The organism is Nocardioides mangrovi, from assembly GCF_020073815.1.
GTDB classification, from domain to species: domain Bacteria; phylum Actinomycetota; class Actinomycetes; order Propionibacteriales; family Nocardioidaceae; genus Nocardioides; species Nocardioides mangrovi.
The window spans coordinates 369,230-384,082 of sequence record NZ_JAIQZJ010000003.1 but is presented as its reverse complement, the minus strand read 5'-3'; the positions used below and the strand labels follow the sequence as shown (position 1 = coordinate 384,082).

At 70.9% G+C, this 14,853-nt stretch carries 18 protein-coding genes; 10 read left to right on the top strand and 8 right to left on the bottom strand.

The window, feature by feature from the left end; all coding sequences use genetic code 11:
- Nucleotides 1-24: 24 nt before the first annotated feature.
- Together dnaN and K8U61_RS08450 are read right to left on the bottom strand one after the other, a co-directional pair.
- Nucleotides 25-1,164, bottom strand: coding sequence for a DNA polymerase III subunit beta (gene dnaN, locus K8U61_RS08455; protein WP_224122557.1), 1,140 nt, complete (start codon nt 1,162-1,164; stop codon nt 25-27).
- A 388-nt stretch (nt 1,165-1,552) separates the two neighbouring features.
- The gene (locus K8U61_RS08450; RefSeq protein ID WP_224122556.1) at nt 1,553-1,969 is read right to left on the bottom strand and encodes an organic hydroperoxide resistance protein; all 417 of its coding nucleotides are present in this window, start codon (nt 1,967-1,969) and stop codon (nt 1,553-1,555) included.
- A 52-nt stretch (nt 1,970-2,021) separates the two neighbouring features.
- Between K8U61_RS08450 and K8U61_RS08445 the strand changes: the two genes are divergently transcribed.
- On the top strand, nt 2,022-2,462 hold the full coding sequence (locus K8U61_RS08445; protein WP_224122555.1) for a MarR family winged helix-turn-helix transcriptional regulator: 441 nt from the start codon (nt 2,022-2,024) through the stop codon (nt 2,460-2,462).
- Here the strand turns inward: K8U61_RS08445 and dnaA are convergent.
- Nucleotides 2,453-3,901, bottom strand: coding sequence for a chromosomal replication initiator protein DnaA (gene dnaA, locus K8U61_RS08440; RefSeq protein WP_224122554.1), 1,449 nt, complete (start codon nt 3,899-3,901; stop codon nt 2,453-2,455). The two genes, K8U61_RS08445 and dnaA, sit on opposite strands and share 10 nt — an antisense overlap.
- Nucleotides 3,902-4,559: 658 nt before the next feature.
- Between dnaA and rpmH the strand changes: the two genes are divergently transcribed.
- The 8 genes from rpmH (at nt 4,560) to K8U61_RS08400 (ending at nt 9,771) form a co-directional block, all read left to right on the top strand.
- Nucleotides 4,560-4,697, top strand: a complete 138-nt coding sequence (rpmH, locus tag K8U61_RS08435) for a 50S ribosomal protein L34 (RefSeq protein ID WP_011758123.1) — start codon at nt 4,560-4,562, stop codon at nt 4,695-4,697.
- Between the two features lie 34 nt (nt 4,698-4,731).
- Nucleotides 4,732-5,106, top strand: coding sequence for a ribonuclease P protein component (gene rnpA, locus K8U61_RS08430; protein WP_224122553.1), 375 nt, complete (start codon nt 4,732-4,734; stop codon nt 5,104-5,106).
- Nucleotides 5,103-5,381 (top strand): membrane protein insertion efficiency factor YidD, encoded by a 279-nt coding sequence (gene yidD / locus K8U61_RS08425; RefSeq protein WP_224122552.1) that lies wholly within the window; start codon nt 5,103-5,105, stop codon nt 5,379-5,381. The genes rnpA and yidD overlap by 4 nt, the downstream gene beginning before the upstream one ends.
- A 36-nt stretch (nt 5,382-5,417) precedes the next feature.
- Complete coding sequence (gene yidC / locus K8U61_RS08420) at nt 5,418-6,380, top strand: membrane protein insertase YidC (RefSeq protein WP_263426902.1); 963 nt, start codon at nt 5,418-5,420, stop codon at nt 6,378-6,380.
- Nucleotides 6,377-6,946, top strand: coding sequence for a Jag family protein (locus K8U61_RS08415; protein ID WP_372454215.1), 570 nt, complete (start codon nt 6,377-6,379; stop codon nt 6,944-6,946). The genes yidC and K8U61_RS08415 overlap by 4 nt, the downstream gene beginning before the upstream one ends.
- A gap of 70 nt (nt 6,947-7,016) precedes the next feature.
- On the top strand, nt 7,017-7,730 hold the full coding sequence (gene rsmG / locus K8U61_RS08410; RefSeq protein WP_224122550.1) for a 16S rRNA (guanine(527)-N(7))-methyltransferase RsmG: 714 nt from the start codon (nt 7,017-7,019) through the stop codon (nt 7,728-7,730).
- A gap of 110 nt (nt 7,731-7,840) precedes the next feature.
- A complete protein-coding gene (locus tag K8U61_RS08405) occupies nt 7,841-8,812 on the top strand; it encodes a ParA family protein (protein ID WP_372454214.1) in 972 nt (323 codons plus the stop codon).
- Entirely contained in the window at nt 8,809-9,771 is a 963-nt protein-coding gene (locus tag K8U61_RS08400; protein ID WP_224122549.1) for a ParB/RepB/Spo0J family partition protein, read from the top strand. Before K8U61_RS08405 ends, K8U61_RS08400 begins: the two co-directional genes overlap by 4 nt.
- Before the next feature lie 31 nt (nt 9,772-9,802).
- On the opposite strand, the gene K8U61_RS08395 is transcribed toward K8U61_RS08400, so the two are convergent.
- Complete coding sequence (locus tag K8U61_RS08395) at nt 9,803-10,567, bottom strand: lysophospholipid acyltransferase family protein (protein WP_224122548.1); 765 nt, start codon at nt 10,565-10,567, stop codon at nt 9,803-9,805.
- A 16-nt stretch (nt 10,568-10,583) separates the two neighbouring features.
- Nucleotides 10,584-11,798 (bottom strand): pyridoxal phosphate-dependent aminotransferase, encoded by a 1,215-nt coding sequence (locus K8U61_RS08390; protein WP_224122547.1) that lies wholly within the window; start codon nt 11,796-11,798, stop codon nt 10,584-10,586.
- Nucleotides 11,799-11,858: 60 nt separating this feature from the next.
- Between K8U61_RS08390 and K8U61_RS08385 the strand changes: the two genes are divergently transcribed.
- Entirely contained in the window at nt 11,859-12,485 is a 627-nt protein-coding gene (locus tag K8U61_RS08385) for a GNAT family N-acetyltransferase (protein WP_224122546.1), read from the top strand.
- Between the two features lie 18 nt (nt 12,486-12,503).
- On the opposite strand, the gene trxA is transcribed toward K8U61_RS08385, so the two are convergent.
- From trxA to K8U61_RS08370, 3 genes are all read right to left on the bottom strand, one after another.
- Nucleotides 12,504-12,827: a thioredoxin gene (trxA, locus tag K8U61_RS08380; RefSeq protein WP_308043123.1), complete on the bottom strand. Its 324-nt coding sequence runs from the start codon at nt 12,825-12,827 to the stop codon at nt 12,504-12,506.
- Between the two features lie 98 nt (nt 12,828-12,925).
- Nucleotides 12,926-13,951 (bottom strand): thioredoxin-disulfide reductase, encoded by a 1,026-nt coding sequence (gene trxB, locus K8U61_RS08375; protein ID WP_224122545.1) that lies wholly within the window; start codon nt 13,949-13,951, stop codon nt 12,926-12,928.
- Nucleotides 13,952-14,061: 110 nt separating this feature from the next.
- Nucleotides 14,062-14,823: a hypothetical protein gene (locus tag K8U61_RS08370; RefSeq protein WP_224122544.1), complete on the bottom strand. Its 762-nt coding sequence runs from the start codon at nt 14,821-14,823 to the stop codon at nt 14,062-14,064.
- Nucleotides 14,824-14,853 lie beyond the last annotated feature (30 nt).

Below are 14,853 nucleotides of genomic sequence, written 5' to 3'. Positions count from 1 at the left end.
TCAGCCTAGGGCGCGGACCTGGCGTCAGGACAGGAGGCGTCGCGGCATCAGCAGGTAGCGGAACGACGTGTCGGTCTGTCCCTCCTCCACCGAGCCGCTGATGACGACCGGCTTGGAGGCCTGGGTGAACGCCAGCTCGACGACCGGCTGGTCGATCGCACCGAGCCCGTCGAGCAGGAACTGCGGGTTGAAGCCCGTGGTCAGGTCCTCGCCGTCGATGGTCGCGGAGATCGACTCCGACGCCTGGGCCTCGTCGCCGGAGCCGGCGTCGAGGGTGAGGACCCCCTCGTTGAAGGCGAGCTGGACCGCGGTGTTGCGCTCGGCGACGAGCGCGACGCGGCGGACCGACTCGATGAGCGCCGTCTTGTCGACGAGCGCGGTGGTGAGGTGCTCGTTCGGGAAGAGGCTGCGGACCTTGGGGAACTCGCCGTCGAGCAGACGGGTCGTCGTACGCCGGTGGCCGCCGGCTGCCTGGCCCTCGAAGCCGATGATGCCCTCGCCGGACCCGGTGGCGGCGAGTGCGATGGTCACCTCACCGCCGGCGGTCAGCGACTTGGCCGTGTCGCCGAGGACCCGGGCGGGCACCAGGGCGGCGACCGACTCGTCGGGGGTGCGTGGGTTCCACTCGAGCTCGCGGTGGGCGAGGCGGAAGCGGTCGGTGGCGAGCAGCGAGATCGTCGAGCCCTCGATCTCGATCCGGACGCCGGTCAGCACCGGGAGCATGTCGTCGCGGCCGGCGGCGGTCACCGCCTGCGCGACGGCGTGCGCGAAGTCCTCGCTGGAGACGGTGCCGGTCGCGGCCGGCATGTCCGGGAGGGCGGGGTAGTCCTCGACCGGCATCGTCTGGAGGCTGAAGCGGGCCGACCCGCAGGTGAGCGAGACCCGGGCGCCGTCGAGCACCATCTCCACCGGCTTGGCGGGCAGGCTGCGGCAGATGTCGGCCAGGAGACGGCCGCTGACCAGGGCACGACCCTCGTCGCTGACCTCGGCGCTGAGCGTGGCACGTGCGGAGGTCTCGTAGTCGAAGGTCGACAGGACCAGGCCGTCGTCGCTCGCCTCGATGAGAAGTCCGGCGAGCACCGGGACGCTGGGACGGACCGGGAGGCTGCGGGCAGCCCAGGCGACGGCATCGGCCAGCACGTCGCGCTCGACGCGGAACTTCACGGTGGTTCCTTCGGGTCGGCGAACTACAGGGATCCCGGGCAAGGAGTTGTCGGGATGCGCATCCTGCCATGCGGCGCCGACGGGCGGGAGGTTCGGGGGAGTTCTCCCCAGGTGGGCGCCCGGATGGATGTTGACCGAGATCGGGACCGTGTAGAGGTACGTGGGAGTCACAGCATCCGTGGAAACTGTGGAGAACCATCGTTCGTGCAGGTCAGCGGCGGAAATCGGCGTGCACAGGCGGTGTGGACGGCGTGTGGACGACGCGGGGGCCGGTGTGCACGCCGATCCGGGGCGGTGGAGGACGGCCCGTTGTTCCACAGGCCGTCCCCGGTGACCGGCGACCGGCTGCACACCGGCTCCACATCTCACATCGTTGTGGTTCGGGTCCTCACTCGACGGTGAGGGTGACCTCGATGTTGCCGCGGGTGGCGTTGGAGTAGGGGCAGACCTGGTGGGCCTGGCCGACGAGCTGCTCGGCCTGGTCGTGGTCGACGTTCGGCAGCGTCACCTCCAGCTGGACCGCGAGGGTGAAGCCGCCGGCGTCGTTGGTGCCGATCGAGACGTCGGCGACGACCTCGGACTCGCTGACGTCGGCCCCGGCCTGGCCGGCCACCAGGCGCAGCGCGCTGTGGAAGCACGCGGCGTAGCCGGCGGCGAAGAGCTGCTCGGGGTTGGTGGCGCCGCCGGCGCCACCCATCTCCTTCGGGATGCGGACGTCGAGGTCGAGGATGCCGTCGGTGGAGGTGACGTGGCCGTTGCGCCCGTCGCCGGTCGCGACCGCGGAGGCGGTGTAGAGAGGAGTCATGCGCACGAATCTATTGTGCGCAATGGAATTGTGCAAGGAGTAGCCTGGAGCCATGGCCACCCCGGCACAGCTCTCCATCGACGACATGCTCTGCTTCCCGCTCTACGCGGCGACGCGGGCGGTGACCCGGACCTACGCGGACCTGCTGGCCGAGGTCGGGATGACTTATCCGCAGTACCTCACGATGACCGCGCTCTGGGAGGCCGGCGGCCCGCTGAGCGTGGGCGAGCTCGGCGAGCGGCTGCTGCTCGACTCGGGCACCCTGACCCCGCTGCTGAAGCGGCTGGAGGCGGCCGGCCACGTCGTGCGGCGCCGCGACACCGAGGACGAGCGGCGGGTGCTGGTGGAGGTCACGGAGGCAGGCGACCGGCTCCGCGAGCAGGTGTCGGAGGTCCCGCGTCAGCTGTTCGACGCGATGGGCCTCTCGCTGGCCGAGCTGGTCGAGCTCCGCGAGCGGCTCCGGGGGCTGCTCGCGAACCTGGGTCAGACCTGACGTGCCTGCATCTTGACGCGGTTGGTGAGCTCGCTGACCTGGTTGAAGACCGCGCGGCGCTCGGCGAGCAGCTGGTTGATCTTCCGGTCGGCGTACATGACCGTCGTGTGGTCGCGGTTGCCGAACTGCGCGCCGATCTTCGGCAGCGACAGGTCGGTGAGCTCGCGGCACAGGTACATCGCGATCTGGCGTGCCATCACCAGGTGCCGGCCGCGGCTGGGGCCGGTGAGCTCCTCGATGGAGAGCCCGAAGTAGGCCGCGGTCTGGGCGATGATCAGCGCCGCCGTGATCTCCGGCTCGCCACCCTCGGGGATCAGGTCCTTGAGGACGATCTCGGCCAGGGTCATGTCGACCTCCTGGCGGTTGAGGTTGGCGAACGCCGTCACCCGGATCAGCGCGCCCTCGAGCTCGCGGATGTTGGTCTGGATCTTCGAGGCGATGAACTCGAGCACGTCCGGGGGCGCGGTGAGCCGGTCCATGGCGGCCTTCTTGCGCAGGATCGCGATCCGGGTCTCGAGGTCCGGCGGCTGCACGTCGGTGATGAGGCCCCACTCGAACCGGTTGCGCAGGCGGTCCTCCAGTGCCTCGAGCCGCTTGGGCGCGCGGTCGGAGGTGAGGACGATCTGCTTGTTGGCGTTGTGGAGCGTGTTGAAGGTGTGGAAGAACTCCTCCTGGGTCTGGGTCTTCCCCTCCAGGAACTGGATGTCGTCGATGAGCAGCACGTCGACGTCGCGGTAGCGCCGCTTGAAGCGGTCCTGCCGGTCGTCGCGGATCGCGTTGATGAACTCGTTCGTGAACTCCTCGCTCGACACGTAGCGCACCTTCGCGCCGGTGTAGAGCGAGCGCACGTAGTGGCCGATCGCGTGGAGCAGGTGGGTCTTGCCCAGCCCGGAGTCGCCGTAGACGAGGAGCGGGTTGTAGGCCTTGCCCGGCGCCTCGGCCACGGCCACCGCGGCCGCGTGCGGGAAGCGGTTGGACGAGCCGATGACGAAGGTCTCGAAGGTGTACTTCGGGTTGAGCCGGGTCTCGAGCGAGGAGCTGGGGCGCGTGGCGCCCGCGTCGACGGGCTCGGGTGCGGACGGGACGACCGGCTCCACGCTGGGCGCGGCGACGTTTGTCGACATATCGATCTCTCGACTAGTCGACGAGTCGTCCTCGATCTCCTGGCCCGGCAGCGGCCCGACGTCCTCGAGCTGTGGGTTGACCGTGACCGCGATCCGGATCTCCCGGCCGAACCGGACGGTCAGGGCGTCCTCGAGCTGGGCGCGCAGCCGGCCCTCGAGCTGGTTGCGGGTGAAGTCGTTGGGGACGGCCACGATGGCCGTGCTCTCGTGGAGGGTCACCGGCTCGCTGGCGCGCAGCCAGGCCCGCTGGTTGGGCTGGAGGTCGTCGACGACGCCCCGCCAGGCCGCATCGAGGTCCGAGGTGTGCTGCTCCACCGCTCCCGCTTTCGTCGTCTGGTCTCTCCGGCTGACCCGGCTGGGTGTCCTGGGTCCGGAGCTCCGGTCGAGTGCCCCATCGTGACGGAGCCCGCAAGCTCTCGCAGGAGAACCCGTCAGGTCGTGTCGCGGTGCGGTCACTGCTGGGAGTCCACAACTTTGTCCACAGGTTGTGAACCTGACCCCCTCCCTGTGGAGAGTGTCGTTCCGAGACGCACCCCCGGACCTGATCGGAACGCGTTTGCGCTGGTCAGAGGCGGTGTACGTCAACTGTGACGGCCATCACACGACCTGGTGCTTCCGGTCTGGATCGAGGGCGGCGGGGAACCTCGGTGGGGCCGAACGTAACAAGCCGGTCGGCGTGGCGGCAAGCCGTCATCCACAGGGCAGACGCCCGGCCGACGTCGGGCAGACCTCGGGGGGCACCGGACCGGTCTGCGCGGGTTTGACCCTGTGGAATCCCAGCGCGTACCGTTGGTTGGTCACCCGGTGTCGACCGGTGCCGCATGCCCACGACAGAGCTGTCTCTCGCGTGGGTGGGCGGTGCCAGCCGAAAGGCTCGCTCGCACGTCACCAGCACGGCGTTCACCAGCACCGTGTCACGTGCACTGCCGCCCGGCCCGCGTGACCGCCCTGACAACACCATGGAGAGAGTTTCATGAGCAAGCGCACGTACCAGCCGAACAACCGCCGCCGTCACAAGGTGCACGGTTTCCGTCTTCGCATGCGCACCCGCGCCGGCCGCGCCATCCTGTCCTCGCGCCGCCGCAAGGGTCGCAAGAGCCTCGCCGTCTGACGGCCGTTCCGGCCGCCGGACCCAGGCCAGCCTCGTGCTGTCCTCGGCTCACCGCCTCACCGACGGTGCGTCGTTCCGCGACGCGACCCGCAGGGGTCGACGCAGCGGTTCGCGCACCGTCGTGGTGCATCTGGCGGTGCCCGCCGAGGCCTCCGCGGCACCGCCGCAGGTGGGCTTCGTGGTCAGCAAGGCCGTGGGCAACGCCGTCGTCCGCAACCGCGTGAAGCGCCGACTCCGACACCTGGCCCGGGAGCACGTCTCGTCGCTCCCGGGCTCTGCTGTGCTCGTGGTCCGGGCGCTCCCGGCGGCGGCGTCCGCCTCGTCGGCGGAACTCCGCGCCGACCTCGAGCGTTGCCTCCGACGGGTGCTGTCCCCGCTGGACGGCACCGGGGCGGAGGTCCCCGCATGAGGTACGACCCGGTTCGCTGGCTGCTCATCGGGTTCCTGCGCGCCTACCGGCTGCTGATCAGCCCGCTCTACGGCCAGGTCTGCCGCTACCACCCGTCCTGCTCGGCGTACGCGCTGCAGGCGGTGACGGAGCGCGGCAGCATCGTCGGCACCTGGCTGGCCGTGCGCCGGCTCGGCCGGTGCCACCCCTGGGCCGCCGGCGGCTACGACCCGGTGCCCCCTCGCTCTCCCCGCCTCCGCGCGGGATCCACTTCCTCACCCCAGCAAGGAGCCTGATCCGTGGGATTCCTCGGCGACATCGGCGGCTTCATCATGACGCCGCTGTACTACGCCATCTCTGCCGTGCTCGTCGCGTGGCACTGGTTGTTCGAGACCATCGGCCTGAACGGCGACAGCGGTCTGGTCTGGGTGCTGTCGATCATCGGCCTGACGCTGACCGTGCGCGCGGCGCTGATCCCGCTCTTCGTGCGGCAGATCAAGTCCAGCCGGAACATGCAGCTGATCCAGCCCAAGGTCAAGGAGCTGCAGAAGAAGTACGGCCACGACCGGGAGCGTCTCGCCCAGGAGACGATGAAGCTCTACAAGGAGAGCGGGACCAACCCGTTCGCCTCGTGCCTCCCGCTGCTGATCCAGATGCCGATCTTCCTTGCGCTCTTCCGGCTGCTCGACCACCACGCCGCGAAGGGTGACGGGAAGGCCTTCATCACCACCGACCTGGCGCAGAGCTTCCAGAACGCCGAGCTCTTCGGGATCCCGCTGAAGGCGACGTTCCTGAACGCCGACGGCTCGGTCGCGGTGATGATCGTGGCCGCGATCCTCGTGGTCGCGATGACCGCGACGACCTTCACCACCCAGCGTCAGCTGATGAGCAAGAACATGCCGGCCGACGCGCTCAGCGGCCCGTACGCCCAGCAGCAGAAGCTGCTCCTCTACGTGCTGCCCGTCGTCTTCGCCGTCGGTGGCATCGCCTTCCCGATCGCCGTCCTCTTCTACTGGACCACCTCCAACCTGTGGACCATGGGCCAGCAGTTCTACGTGATCCGGAACAACCCGGCGCCGGGCACCGCGGCCGAGAAGGCCAAGCTCGAGCGCGACCGGCTCAAGGCCGAGCGGCACGGCAAGCCGGCGGCGGTCGAGGCGGCGCCCGAGCCCGAGCCGGAGGAGCAGCGCCCGCAGCAGCGGCAGCAGCCCAAGCGGCAGTCCAAGAGCCAGCGCAAGAAGTCCGGCGGGCCGAACCCGAGCCCGAAGCCGAAGCCCGAGGGAGGCAACCAGTGAGCGAGCCCGTGAACGACGCAGCGACGACCGACACCGCGACCACCGAGGCAGAGATCGTCGACGCGGAGAGCGTCGACGAGGCCGGGACGCAGGAGCCGGAGAGCTCTCGCCTCCAGGAGCTCGAGCGTGAGGGCGACATCGCCGCGGACTACCTCGAGGAGCTGCTCGACATCGCGGACCTCGACGGCGACCTCGACATGGACGTCGACGGCGACCGCGCCGCGGTGTCCATCGTCGGCGCGGACCTGTCGCAGCTCGTCGGCGCGAAGGGCGAGGTGCTCGACGCGCTCCAGGAGCTGACCCGGCTCGCGGTCTACCGGGAGACCGGTGAGCGCTCCCGCTTGATGCTCGACGTCTCGGGCTTCCGGGCGCAGAAGCGCGCCGAGCTGGTCGAGCTGGCCGAGAAGACCACCGCGCAGGTCAAGGAGTCCGGCGAGTCCGTCTCGCTCGACCCGATGTCGCCGTTCGAGCGCAAGATCGTGCACGACGCGGTGGCGGCCGCCGGCCTGACCTCGGAGTCCGAGGGCGTCGAGCCGCGTCGCTTCGTCGTGGTGCTGCCCGCGTGACCGGGAGGACCGTGCTCGGATGAGCGACGTTTCACGTGAAACACCCTCCACGCCGGAGTCGGCGCGGAGGGTGTTCTCGTCTGAGCGGCTGCCGCTCGCGGAGCGGTACGCCGGCCTGCTGGCGACGGACGGTGTGATCCGCGGGCTGATCGGCCCACGGGAGGCGCCCCGCCTCTGGGAGCGGCACCTGGTGAACTGCGCCCTCCTCGCCGAGCCGATCCCGGCGGACGTGTCGGTCTGCGACATCGGGTCCGGAGCCGGGCTGCCCGGACTGGTCCTGGCGATCGCCCGGCCGGACCTGCGGATCACGCTCGTCGAGCCGCTGCTCCGCCGCACCACCTTCCTGGAGGAGGTCGTCACCGCGCTGGCGCTCGACCACGTCGAGGTGGTGCGCGGCCGGGCTGACGCGCTGCACGGCGAGCGGACGTTCGACGTGGTGACGTCGCGGGCGGTCGCTCCCCTGGGCCGGCTGCTCGACTGGTCGATGCCACTCGTCGCGCCCACCGGGGCGCTGCTGGCGATGAAGGGCAGCTCCATCGAGACCGAGATCGAGGAGGCGGCCGACGAGCTCGCGCGGTGGGGGTGCGGCGCGCCGGAGGTGCTCACGCTCGGCGCGGAGCTGCCGGCGGACCTGGCGGTCTCCACCACGGTGGCCGTCCGGGTGGCCTGGGCCGATCCGGGGCGGGTATCTTGGCCGCTTGCGACGGGGGCGGCCGCGCGGACGTCGAAGGGTCGCGCCGGGCCGAGGAGCCCATCGAAGCGGAAGCGGAGGCGATCGGCGTGACCGAGCACGGGGGCCCCGGAGACGGGTTTTCCACCGGTGGTCCGACCGCCGGTGAGCGTGAATATCCACAGACCGAGCCCGGTCATCCACAGCAGGAGGAGACCGACCCGGTGGCCGATGTTTCACGTGAAACGACGTTCCGCGTCCGGACCGCCGAGGACCTCGCGGACGGCGCGCCGACCTTCGACGACGACCACCACACTCCCCTGGCCCGGGCCGCCGAGCACAGCGTGCTGGCCCGCCAGGGCACCCGGTTCCGCCCGGCGCTGTCCCGGCCCGAGAGGACCCGCGTCTTCGTGGTCGCGAACCAGAAGGGCGGGGTCGGCAAGACCACCTCGACGGTGAACATCGCCGCCGCCCTGGCTCAGCTCGGCCAGCGCGTGCTGGTGGTGGACCTCGATCCCCAGGGCAACGCGTCCACGGCACTCGGGGTCGAGCACCGCCGCGGCGTGCCCTCGACGTACGACGCCCTCGTCGACGGCGTGCCGTTGGAGGAGGTCGCCAGCCCGAGCCCCGAGGTCGACGGCCTGTGGGTCGTGCCCGCGACCATCGACCTGGCCGGCGCCGAGATCGAGCTCGTCTCCGTGGTCGCCCGGGAGAGCCGGCTGCGCAAGGCCGTGCACGGGCACCCGCTGGTCGGCGGCACCGACGCGGGGGAGGAGCGCTTCGACTACGTGCTCATCGACTGCCCGCCCTCGCTGGGCCTGCTCACCCTCAACGCCCTGGTCGCCGGCGACGAGATGCTGATCCCGATCCAGGCCGAGTACTACGCGCTCGAGGGCCTCGGCCAGCTCCTCGAGACCGTGGAGATGGTCAAGGCCCACCTCAACCAGCAGCTCGACGTCTCCACCATCCTGGTGACGATGTACGACGCGCGCACCCGGCTGGCGGCGGGCGTGGCCGAGGAGGTGCGGGAGCACTTCGGCGAGCGGGTCCTCAAGACGTCGATCCCGCGGTCGGTCCGGGTCTCGGAGGCCCCGTCCTACGGCCAGACCGTGATGACCTACGATCCCGGTTCGCCGGGCGCGCTGTCCTACCTCGAGGCGGCGCGCGAGATCGCGATCCAGGGAGCAGCCTCGTGAACGCCAACCGTCCGCCGCAGCGCCGAGGACTCGGCCGCGGCCTGGGCTCCCTGATCCCCACCGCGCCGACCGCCGAGGCGCCCGAGGACGGCGACGCTCCCGCGGCGGCGCCCGAGCCGGCGGCCCCGGGCCTGCAGCCCGTCGCCGGTGCCTACTTCGCCGAGCTGCCGGTCGGCCAGATCCGGCCCAACGACGTCCAGCCCCGCCAGGTCTTCGACGAGGAGGCGATGGACGAGCTCGTGCACTCGGTGCGCGAGATCGGCGTCCTCCAGCCCGTCGTCGTCCGCCGGCGCGGCCCCGAGGACTACGAGCTGGTCATGGGCGAGCGCCGCTGGCGCGCGACCCAGGCGGCCGGCCGCGAGATGATCCCGGCGATCGTCCGGGAGACCGACGACGTCGACATGCTCCGCGATGCGCTGCTCGAGAACCTCCACCGCTCCCAGCTCAACCCGCTGGAGGAGGCGGCCGCCTACCGGCAGATGCTGGACGACTTCGACTGCACCCACGAGGAGCTCGCCTCCCGCATCGGTCGGTCCCGCCCGCAGATCAGCAACACGCTCCGGCTGCTCAAGCTGACACCGGCCGTGCAGCGCCGGGTCGCCGCGGGCGTCCTGTCCGCCGGCCACGCCCGGTCGCTGCTGGCGATCGAGGACCCGGAGGTCCAGGACCGGCTCGCCCAGCGCGTCATCGCCGAGGGCATCAGCGTCCGCGGCCTCGAGGAGATCGTCGCCGTGCGCGACGTCGACGGCCCGGCGACCCGCCCGGTGCGGCGCAACAAGCCCGTGGCCCCCGGGCTCGCAGACCTGGCGGAGCGGCTCTCGGACCGGCTCGAGACCCGGGTGAAGGTCGACCTCGGCCGCGCCAAGGGCAAGATCACGGTCGAGTTCGCCTCGCTCGACGACCTGCAGCGCATCGTCGACATCATGGACCCGCGCAACCGGAACGACCGGCCGATCTGACGACCTAGAGATCTAGCGGCAAAGCGATTAGTCACTTTGTCGACTTGTTGGCACGACGGGCGGCTCGCGCCCGCTTCTCCTCGACGTCGAGACGCTCGGCCTCCGCGGGGGTCGGGGCGGAGCCGCCGAACGACGCGGGCAACCACCAGGAGCCCGGCGGCTGCTCGTCGGCCGGGTAGGCGCGGATGGTCGTGTCGAGCAGACCGGTCATCGCCGCCCGCAGCTCCGCGGTCTCGGCGACCGGGTCGGCGCCGGTGGGATGGAGTGGCTCGCCCACGGTGAGCGCGATGGTCTTCCCGCGCGAGAAGTCGCGCGGGTGGTCCTTGGTCATCATCCGCTGGGTGCCCCACATGATGACCGGGACCAGCGGGACGCCGGCCTCGGCGGCGATCCGCACCGCGCCCGTCTTGAACTCCTTGAGCTCGAAGGAGCGGGAGATCGTCGCCTCGGGGAAGATGCCCACGGCCTCGCCGGCGCGGAGGTAGTCGATCGCGGTCCGCGCCGATGCCTCGCCGGCGCCGCGGTCGACCTCGATGTGGTGCAGCGACCGCATGAGGGGGCCGACGACCCGGTGGTCGAAGAGCTCCTTCTTGGCCATGAAGCGCACCAGGCGCCCGGACGGGTTGGCAGCCAGGCCGCCGTAGATGAAGTCGACGTACCCGATGTGGTTGCAGGCGAGGAGCACGCCGCCGGATCGGGGGACGTGCTCGGTCCCGGTCATCTGGAACCGTTGGCCCAGGACCCGGAAGGCGGTCTTCGCCGTGACGATGATGGGCGGGTAGGTGATGTCGCGCATCTGCGGTGGCCTCCGGTCAGCGGCGGGTGGCGAGGAAGTCGGCGATCCGGCCGATCGCCTCCTCGAGCACCTGGACGTCGGGCAGGGTCACCAGCCGGAAGTGGTCGGGCCGCGGCCAGTTGAAGCCCGTGCCGTGGGTGACCAGGAGCTTCTTCGACCGGAGCAGGTCGATCACGAACGTCTCGTCGTCCTCGATCGGGTAGACCTCCGGGTCGAGGCGCGGGAAGCAGTAGAGCGCGCCCTGCGGCTCGACGTTGCTGACGCCCGGGATCTCGTTGAGCAGGCGGCTGGCCAGCTTGCTCTGCTCGTAGAAGCGCCCGCCGGGGACGATGAGCTCCTCGATCGACTGGTAGCCGCCCAGTGCGGTCTGGATCGCGTGCTGGGCCGGGACGTTGGCGCACATCCGCATGTTGGCCATCAGGGTCAGGCCCTCGAGGAAGTCCTCGGCGATCTCCTTCGGCCCCGAGATCATCAACCAGCCGGCGCGGTAGCCGCAGACCCGGTAGGCCTTGGAGAGGCCACTGAAGGTCAGGCAGAGCACGTCGTTGCCGGCGTACTCCGCGGCGTGGTGGTGGACCGCGTCGTCGAAGATGATCTTCTCGTAGATCTCGTCGGAGAAGACGACCAGCTCGTGGCGGCGGGCGATGTCGATGAGGCCCTTGACCGTCTCGGGGCTGTAGACCGCACCGGTGGGGTTGTTGGGATTGATGATCACCAGACCGTGGGTGTTCTCGGTGATCTTGGCCTCGATGTCGGCGAGGTCGGGGTTCCAGCCGTTGCTCTCGTCGCACTCGTAGTGGACCGCGGTCCCGCCGGAGAGGGTGATCGCACCGGTCCACAGCGGGTAGTCGGGCGCCGGCACCAGGATCTCGTTGCCGTCGTCGAGGAACGTCTGCAGGACCATCGTGATGAGCTCGGAGACGCCGTTGCCGATGAAGACGTCCTCGACCGAGACGTCGCGGAGGCCGCGGGACTGGTAGAACTGCGCGACCGCCGTGCGCGCCGGGTAGATGCCCTGGCTGTCGCTGTAGCCTTGGGCGTCCGGCAGATGGTGCACCATGTCGGCGACGATGGCCTCGGGTGCCTCGAAGCCGAACGGCGCGGTGTTGCCGATGTTCAGCTTGAGGATGTGGTGGCCCTCGGCCTCGAGGCGCTGGGCCTCGACGAGGATCGGGCCCCGCACGTCGTACCGGACGTTCTGCAGCTTCCTGCTCTGTCGGATCTTGCGCACCCCGCCATCGTGACAGGTCCCGGCCTACGATGGCTCCGGGGTTCCACCCGTGGAGGTGTGATGTCGCGCAAGATCGTCCGGCTCACCCTGGACCACCTCGACGTCCTCGAGGCGCCGTGCCGCTCCTGCCTGTTCTGGGAGCTGGACCCGGTACGCCGGGCGCGGGTGGACGACGCCGCGGCCGAGAAGGACGGCTGGGCCTCGGAGGTGCTGCGCGAGTGGGGGTCGTGCGGGCGGGTCGCGCTGGTCGACGACGTGCCGGTCGGACACCTCTTCTACGCGCCCGAGGCGTTCGTGCCCGGGGCCGCGGGCTTCCCGACCGCCCCCGTGTCGCCCGACGCCGTCCTGCTGACCGCGGCGTACGTCGACCCCGAGCACCGCGGCGGCGGGCTCGGACGGATGCTCGTGCAGGCGATGGCCGCGGACCTGATCAAGCGCGGCGGGTCGGGCGCGGTCGAGGCGTTCGGGGACACCACCGGGCGGAGCGCCGGCTGCGTGCTGCCGGCGGACTTCCTCAGCAGCGTCGGCTTCAAGACCCACCGCGCGCACCCGACGACGCCGCGGATGCGGATGGACCTGCGGACCTCGGTGCGCTGGCGAACCGAGGTCGACGCGGCGATCGAACGGCTCGTGGGAGCACTGAGGCCCGCGCCGAAGTCGACGCGGGCCTCGAGGAGTGCTCGCTAGCGAGCTCTGGAGCAGGACTCAGACGAGGTCCTCGAGCTCCTTGAGCAGCGCGGCCTTGGGGCGGGCACCGACGATGGTCTTCACGACCTCGCCACCCTGGTAGACGTTGATCGTCGGGATGCCGGTGACGCGGTAGTTGGACGGCGTGACCGGGTTCTCGTCGACGTTCATCTTGAGGAACGTGATCTTGTCACCGTGGGTCGAGGCGATCTCGTCGAGGATCGGAGCGACCTGGCGGCACGGACCGCACCACTCCGCCCAGAAGTCCACGAGGACCGGCTTGTCGGACTTGAGGACCTGCGCGTCGAACTCGGCGTCGGTCACGGCGTTGATGTTGCCCACGGATGGATTCCCTTCTTCGGTGAACACAGAGGTCTGATCACACTCAACAGCACCTCGGTGGCGGTTGTTCCCCGCCACGCAGGTGGACTGCTCGTGGCTCAGGCGCCTGCGGTCTGGACTTCCTCGGTGATCATCTCGGCGTCGGCGCGGTCCTGCGCGTCGCGCGGGCCGCTGGCGGCGTGGTCGAGCTCGGCCAGGTAGCGCTCCGCATCGAGGGCGGCCGCGCAGCCGGTGCCGGCGGCGGTGATCGCCTGGCGGTAGTGGTGGTCGACGAGGTCGCCCGCGGCGAAGACGCCGGGCAGGTTGGTGCCGGTCGAGGGGTGGCTGACCACGACGTACCCGTTGTCGTCGAGGTCGACCTGGCCCGGGAGCAGCTCGGAGCGCGGGTCGTGACCGATGGCGATGAACAGGCCGGTGGCGGGGAGGGTGCTGGTCTCGCCGGTGACGGTGTCCTCGAGGGTGAGGGACTCCAGCCGGTCGGCGCCGTTGATCTCCTGGACCTTGGAGTTCCAGATGATCTCCAGCTTGGGGTCGGCGAACGCGCGCTCCTGCATGATCTTCGAGGCGCGCAGCTCGTCGCGGCGCACGATCAGGGAGACCTTCGAGCCGAAGCGGGTCAGGAAGGTGGCCTCCTCGATCGCGGAGTCGCCGCCGCCGACCACGGCGATGTGCTGGTCGCGGAAGAAGAAGCCGTCGCAGGTGGCACACCACGAGACGCCGCGGCCGGAGAGCTCCTCCTCGCGGGGCAGGCCGAGCTTGCGGTAGCCCGAGCCCATGGCCAGGATCACGGCGCGGGCCTGGTAGGTGTCGGTGGCGGTCTTGACGATCTTCACGTCGCCGGTGAGGTCGACCTCGACGATGTCGTCGGCGACCAGCTCGGCGCCGAAGCGCTCGGCCTGCGCGCGCATCTCGTCCATCAGGGCCGGGCCCATGATGCCGTCGCGGAAGCCGGGGAAGTTCTCGACCTCGGTGGTGTTCATCAGCGCGCCGCCGGCGGTGACGGAGCCCTCGAAGACGAGGGGCTTCAGGTTGGCGCGCGCGGTGTAGAGGCCGGCGGTGTAGCCGGACGGGCCGGAGCCGATGACGATGACATCTCGAACGACGTCGCGGGCAGTGTCGGACATGGAGTCGGTGTCTCCTCGGGGACGGGTGCGTGCTGCGACCAGTAGAACCGATCGTAGGCGAGGAAACTTCCCGGCTCGTGCCCGCCTCGGGTGTGTGCTCGGGCGGGCGCTCAGCGACGGGGGAGCGTGATCGACCGGGTCGGGTCGTCGTGTCCGCACAGGTAGAGCTCGACGACCTGGGTGTCGCCCTGGGCGGGACGGTAGATCAGCACGCCGGCCTTGCCGTCGTACCGGGCCTTGACGCGGCGTCCGGGACCCCACGAGGCGGGGTCGCAGGAGGCGCGGGCGGCGCCGAGCTCACTGCTGCGCTCGCCGTCGGCGCCGAAGAGCCGGTCGGCCGGACCGTCGGTGGTGCCGTCGGTGGGTGCGTCGTACGCGCCGGACGCGGGCGCCGAGGCGACCGGCTCGCGGAGCCGGAGGGCGCGGACCTGGTGCCCGAACCGGTCGGAGTCGAGGACCACGGTCGGACCGGTGGCCTTCCGGAGGGAGCCGTCGCTGCCGGCCGCCGCGTCGCCACCGGCGTCGGAGGCCGACGCGGGGCCGTCGGCCGAGGAGCCGCTGTCGTCGGCGGAGGAGGACACGCCGCTGAGGTCGAGGCGGCTGATCCCGACGCCGACGACCACCACGGCGGCGGCGGCGATCAGCAGGTTGCGGGCGGTACGACGGCGCCGGGCGGCCGCGAGGTCGGGGACCGCCGGTGAGGGCACGGGGGTGGGCAGCACCGGCTCCGGAAGGGGCTCACCCGAGGAGCCGGCGAGCTCGCCCAGCGCGGCGTCGAGCCGGGCCGCGACGTCGTCGGGGATGGGCCCGGTGTGCCGGGCGTCGGCGAGGAGCTCGCGGATGCGGTCGTCGTCGGTGGACAGGGTGGTCACCTCCTCGGAGGTCGTCGGGGCGGGGCGATG

Bases quoted from the DNA above. Each gene is read 5' to 3' on its own strand.
- K8U61_RS08450 (WP_224122556.1), bottom strand. From the start codon at position 1,969: ATGACTCCTCTCTACACCGCCTCCGCGGTCGCGACCGGCGACGGGCGC.
- K8U61_RS08445 (WP_224122555.1), top strand. From the start codon at position 2,022: ATGGCCACCCCGGCACAGCTCTCCATCGACGACATGCTCTGCTTCCCG.
- rpmH (WP_011758123.1), top strand. From the start codon at position 4,560: ATGAGCAAGCGCACGTACCAGCCGAACAACCGCCGCCGTCACAAGGTG.
- yidD (WP_224122552.1), top strand. From the start codon at position 5,103: ATGAGGTACGACCCGGTTCGCTGGCTGCTCATCGGGTTCCTGCGCGCC.
- yidC (WP_263426902.1), top strand. From the start codon at position 5,418: ATGACGCCGCTGTACTACGCCATCTCTGCCGTGCTCGTCGCGTGGCAC.
- K8U61_RS08395 (WP_224122548.1), bottom strand. From the start codon at position 10,567: ATGCGCGACATCACCTACCCGCCCATCATCGTCACGGCGAAGACCGCC.
- K8U61_RS08385 (WP_224122546.1), top strand. From the start codon at position 11,859: ATGTCGCGCAAGATCGTCCGGCTCACCCTGGACCACCTCGACGTCCTC.
- trxB (WP_224122545.1), bottom strand. From the start codon at position 13,951: ATGTCCGACACTGCCCGCGACGTCGTTCGAGATGTCATCGTCATCGGC.